Consider the following 3,546-nt stretch of genomic DNA (forward strand, 5'->3'; position numbering starts at 1 on the left):
CGGTGCCGGGCCCACCGCCGTCCCGTAACCGGAAGACCCGGCGCCGATCGCGGCCGACGCAGGCGCGTCGGGGTCCGGTGATTCCTGTGAACGGAACCGAAGCTGGTCGACACACGCCCTAGCCGGTATGGGACACCAACGCGTCGATGAGCCGCGGCCAGAGCTCCCGGGGGCGGTCGTGACCCATGTCGGGGACCAGGAGGAGTTTCGCACCAGGTACGAGCTCTGCGGTGCGCTCTCCGCCGCTGGGCGCGATCAGCGTGTCGTCCAGACCGTGGATCACCAGCGTCGGCACCCGCAGTTCGCGGAGCGCGTCCGCGCGTGAACCACCGAGGACCATCGCGCCGAGTTGCCGCCCGGTTCCCCCGGGACAGTACGAGCGGTCGTAGCTCGCGGCGGCCAGTTCACGCAGCGCCGCGGCGTCGCCGTAGCGCTTGGAGGCCCACACCAGCTCCCTCTCCGCCGCCGCGACGTATCCCTCGCGGTCAGCCGGCTTCGGAGCGGACACCGCAGCCTGAGCCTCCGGGGTGGACCGGCCGTATTCGCTCTCGCCGGTCGAGGACATCATCGACGTCAGAGTCAGTACCCGCTGCGGGGAGGAGAGAGCCATCGTCTGGGCGATCATCCCGCCCATCGAGGTACCGACCACGTGGGCGCGTTCGATACCGAGCGCGGTGAGCAGGCCGAGTCCGTCGTCGGCCATGTCGAGAAGCCGGTAGGGAACCATCGCCAGGGCGGCGGAGATGTCACCCGAGCTGACGGTGGCGATGAACTCTCCCGTTTCCACAGGGTGTTCGTCGAAGGTCGTGGACAGCCCGCAGTCGCGGTTGTCGTACCTGATCACATACCGGCCGCAGTCCGCCAGCGCCCGGCAGAAGTCCTCGTGCCAGGCGAGCATCTGCGCACCGAGACCCATCACCAGCAGGACGGGTGGGTCGCCGGGGTCGCCGAAGGTCTCGTACGCGATGGACACTTCGGGAGACACGGCGACATTCGGCATGCATGAATCCTGCCACGGAGCCGACCATGCGGTGCGGCCACGAATTCGGCACGTGACCTGAGCCTCTCCTGCCGACCGCCGTCATCCGCCGGGACAGCCGCTGGTACCGCGTCAGCCGAGCTTCGCCCCGTCGCGACGCCCGGCACGCACTCTCGCCGCACCGGCCGGAAAGCCTCAGTACATCCGGTACAGGGCTCCGGGCCGGCACGCCGGGAGCGTACGCCCGACGCCGCTCCTCGGCGGGCAGACCTTGGCCGACGCGGCACTAGCCTGCCTCCATGACCGTAACCCTCGAAGTACAGGACGGCGTCGGCACGATCCGGCTGGACCGGCCGCCGATGAACGCGTTGGACGTGGCCACCCAGGACCGGCTGAAGGAGCTGGCCGAGGAGGCGGCCCGGCGCGACGACGTGCGCGCCGTGGTGATCCACGGGGGAGAGAAGGTGTTCGCGGCGGGAGCGGACATCAAGGAGATGCGGGACATGGACCACGCGGCGATGGTCGTACGGTCCCGGGCCCTCCAGGACTCCTTCACCGCCGTGGCCCGCATCCCCAAGCCGGTGGTCGCCGCCGTCACCGGCTACGCCCTCGGAGGCGGCTGCGAGCTGGCGCTCTGCGCCGACTTCCGGATCGCCGGTGACAACGCGAAGCTCGGCCAGCCGGAGATCCTGCTCGGGGTGATCCCGGGGGCGGGCGGTACCCAGCGCCTCGCCCGGCTCGTCGGTCCCTCGCGGGCCAAGGACCTGATCTTCACCGGCCGGCACGTACGGGCGGACGAGGCCCTGGCCATCGGTCTGGTCGACCGGGTGGTTCCGGCGGCCGAGGTGTACGAGCAGGCGCACGCCTGGGCCTCGGCCCTGGCGAAGGGGCCGGCGCTGGCGCTGCGGGCGGCGAAGGAAGCGGTGGACGCGGGTCTGGAGACGGACCTCGACACCGGTCTCACCATCGAGCGGACCCTGTTCGCGGGGCTGTTCGCCACGGAGGACCGGGAGACCGGCATGCGCAGCTTCATGGAGGACGGTCCGGGGAAGGCCACCTTCCGCTGAGCGGGCCGACCGGGCTCGTCGCCGGGCCCGGTCCGCGCACGGGTCCCGTGGGGCCGTGAGCCGGTGCGCGGCCGGACCGCGTTCATCCGTGCGAGCGGCATCGCCGGTACCGCCCCGGGGCCGCACCGCACGGGCCGGCCGGTGCACGGGCCGACGCCGCCGTTCCGTGCCGCCGGTGTTCCGTCGCAGGTCAGCGGGGCCACGCCATTCATTTTTATGCCTTTGGCATATGCCGATCTCCCTACCGGATTCGGCCATTCCGGCGGTGGGATTCCCGCGGAACGGCTCCGGACCGGGCCCGCTCCGGCCATGATGGGGTGCATGGCGGGCCTGGAGGGTGGGGAACAGCCGCGCGCGCACGGCAGTGCGACAGCGGCGCGGCGGGTATCGGTGTCGGACGATGAACAGGCAACCCATGTACTGGAGTTGTACGGGAACCCGGCCGACGAGGACGGGGTGCGGCTGCCGTCCCGCCCGGAGTCCGCGGCGACGGCCCGCCAGCTCGCGTCGGCCGTGGTGCTGTGGCAGTGGAAGCTCTCGCCGCAACTCGCCGAGTACGCCGTACTGCTCGTCTCCGAACTCGTCGGCAACGCCGTACGGCACACCGGCGCGCAGTACTTCGGTCTGCGCATGGAGCGCCGCCGGGGCATGATCCGGATCGGGGTGCGTGACCCCTCGCGCGGTCTGCCCTGCCTGATGCCGGTGCGGGAGATGGATGTGAGCGGACGGGGCCTTTTCCTCGTCGACAAGCTCTCCGACCGCTGGGGCGTCGACCTGCTGCCGCGCGGCAAGATCACCTGGTTCGAGATGCGGATCTCGGACCGCTCGGACCGGTAGGGCGCCGCTGCCGCACCCGGGGGATTTCCCCGTGCACGCAGAAGCCCCCGTCCGCCGTGGTGCGGCGATCGGGGGGCTTCTGTGGGGGGCCGTGAAATGGGGGGTGATTCACGGCCGCGTGCAAGACCTGGCTCGGGTCGGAGGAGGTCGTGAGACGACTATGGCACATCAGCCCCAGGAAGCCAAAGGTGCATTTCGGTCATTAGTGGGCTAATGCACTCTTTTGGTATGTGAATCGTAGGTTCTGTTGGTGAAACTCCTGGCATTCAGTGAATGAATATGAAGTTCACTGGATGATTTGTAGATCCAGGGGAAGTGGTGAAGATCGTTCCCGCTCCGAACCCCCGAGCCGGTGGTTCCCTTGCTCACCGGCCGCCGCAGGAGCGAAGACATCGGCCGGTTAATCTGACCACCGTCAATCGGACAAGCGACAGGGGCGGAAAAGTGGCGGACATCGAGTCGGCACGCAAGGCGTTCGAGCATTTCGACCAGAACGGCGACGGTCTCATCACGGCCGCCGAGTACAAGAGCGCCATGGCCCGGCTGGGCGACCCGTTCGTCACCGAGACGGTCGCCCAGGCGATCATCAACTCCCACGACGCCAACGGCGACGGCCTGCTCACCTTCGACGAGTTCTGGGCCTCGCAGAACAAGGCCTGAGCC

General features: G+C 69.5%; 4 protein-coding genes. 3 read left to right on the forward strand and 1 reads right to left on the reverse strand.

What is annotated here, in order from left to right; translation table 11 throughout:
• Positions 1-118: 118 nt before the first annotated feature.
• The gene (locus tag ACFWEP_RS33095) at positions 119-1,000 is read right to left on the reverse strand and encodes an alpha/beta fold hydrolase (protein ID WP_387375764.1); all 882 of its coding nucleotides are present in this window, start codon (positions 998-1,000) and stop codon (positions 119-121) included.
• 278 nt (positions 1,001-1,278) lie between these two features.
• On the opposite strand from ACFWEP_RS33095, the gene ACFWEP_RS33100 reads away from it, so the two are divergent.
• The 3 genes from ACFWEP_RS33100 (at position 1,279) to ACFWEP_RS33110 (ending at position 3,543) form a co-directional block, all read left to right on the forward strand.
• The gene (locus tag ACFWEP_RS33100) at positions 1,279-2,046 is read left to right on the forward strand and encodes an enoyl-CoA hydratase-related protein (protein ID WP_328719302.1); all 768 of its coding nucleotides are present in this window, start codon (positions 1,279-1,281) and stop codon (positions 2,044-2,046) included.
• Positions 2,047-2,355: 309 nt separating this feature from the next.
• The gene (locus ACFWEP_RS33105; RefSeq protein WP_387375767.1) at positions 2,356-2,883 is read left to right on the forward strand and encodes an ATP-binding protein; all 528 of its coding nucleotides are present in this window, start codon (positions 2,356-2,358) and stop codon (positions 2,881-2,883) included.
• A gap of 444 nt (positions 2,884-3,327) precedes the next feature.
• Complete coding sequence (locus ACFWEP_RS33110) at positions 3,328-3,543, forward strand: EF-hand domain-containing protein (protein WP_328719300.1); 216 nt, start codon at positions 3,328-3,330, stop codon at positions 3,541-3,543.
• Positions 3,544-3,546: the final 3 nt, after the last annotated feature.

The sequence above is a fragment of the Streptomyces sp. NPDC060198 genome, assembly GCF_042728415.1.
Classification (GTDB): domain Bacteria; phylum Actinomycetota; class Actinomycetes; order Streptomycetales; family Streptomycetaceae; genus Streptomyces.

Bases quoted from the DNA above. Each gene is read 5' to 3' on its own strand.
- ACFWEP_RS33095 (WP_387375764.1), bottom strand. From the start codon at position 1,000: ATGCCGAATGTCGCCGTGTCTCCCGAAGTGTCCATCGCGTACGAGACC.
- ACFWEP_RS33100 (WP_328719302.1), top strand. From the start codon at position 1,279: ATGACCGTAACCCTCGAAGTACAGGACGGCGTCGGCACGATCCGGCTG.
- ACFWEP_RS33105 (WP_387375767.1), top strand. From the start codon at position 2,356: ATGATGGGGTGCATGGCGGGCCTGGAGGGTGGGGAACAGCCGCGCGCG.